Annotated in this window: 1 protein-coding gene; it reads left to right on the top strand. The window is 39.7% G+C overall.

Going from position 1 to position 1289, the window contains the following annotated elements; genetic code table 11:
• Positions 1–326 precede the first annotated feature (326 nt).
• Entirely contained in the window at positions 327–1163 is an 837-nt protein-coding gene (locus QZ506_RS21145) for a pentapeptide repeat-containing protein (RefSeq protein WP_291973724.1), read from the top strand.
• The last annotated feature ends 126 nt before the right edge of the window (positions 1164–1289 follow it).

Raw genomic sequence — 1289 nt, 5'->3', positions numbered from 1 at the left:
CTGCGGGCGTACGCCGATGGCCACTTTACTCGATGGAAAACGGATCTGGGCAGAAAAGAATCTGAACCAGATGTAATCTGACAGACACCTGTATAAATAATCGGTAACTGTCAGATCAGGTCTGAGCTAGTACATATTAGGAATGCCGAACAGTATTCGCATCACGTAACAATCGACCCGTATGGGGCGCAGTCGTTACAAGTTCTGATTTATTCAACAAAGCCCAAAGCCTGTCCAAACCAAAAACCAACCCAAAACCTTATATGCAATATTAAGATAAAAAATTTAAATGTTATAGATTCTTAATCTGACTACAGGTTTATTCAATGTTAATTAATACATCGCCAAGCTATTTAGTAAAAAATATATTCGCATCAACGGCAGATAGTTCCATAAAAGATATAACTTCACCAAAAGGTATTCTCGAACACATCATCAATTTCATTACTTTTGGTAAGATACGAAAAGATAAGGAGTTTTTTTACAAAGAAATAATGAAAAAAATAGAAATATCTTTTAGCGGAGTAACAGCAAAAGAAATGGAAGATGGCAGAAAAATACACTTAGATGACATTAATGGATGTAAGGTATCATTTTATTACACAGACCATACAAACAAAGTTACTGTAGAAGTAAAAAACAATAACAAATCAGAAAGCCAAGAAATTGATTCTAAAAAATTTTTTAATACATTTCAAGCGCTAAAATTGCAGGCATTGCTAAATATTACCTGTATCAAAGATATCTTAACCGACGATGGGGTTATCAATCTGAAAGGAGTTAACCTGAGCGATACTGACCTGAAAGGAGCTTACCTGAGAGATGCAGATCTAAGCGATACTAACCTGAGCAACGCTGACCTGAGCGATGCTAACCTGACCAATGCTAACCTGAGCAACGCTGACCTGAAAAGAGCTGATCTAAGCGAGGCTAACCTGACCAATGCTAACCTGAACAAAGCTGACTTGGAAAGAGCTGACCTGGAAAGAGCTGACCTAAGCGAGGCTAACCTGACCAGTGCTAACCTGAACAACGCTGACCTGGAAAGGGCAGTTCTAAGTGATGCAATATTGACGGGAGCCAACCTGCTCAAGATTAATGTGGTAGGGGCTAACATGGCAGGGACTAAACCATGGTCCATACCGACAGATAAATTGTACTAGCTCAGACCTGATCTGACAGTTACCGATTATTTATACAGGTGTCTGTCAGATTACATCTGGTTCAGATTCTTTTCTGCCCAGATCCGTTTTCCATCGAGTAAAGTGGCCATCGGCGTACGCCCGCAG

The organism is Candidatus Symbiopectobacterium sp., from assembly GCF_020054415.1.
Lineage (GTDB): Bacteria > Pseudomonadota > Gammaproteobacteria > Enterobacterales > Enterobacteriaceae > Symbiopectobacterium.
The sequence above is the reverse complement of the archived record's forward strand: the minus strand, read 5'-3'. Positions and strand labels throughout refer to the sequence as shown.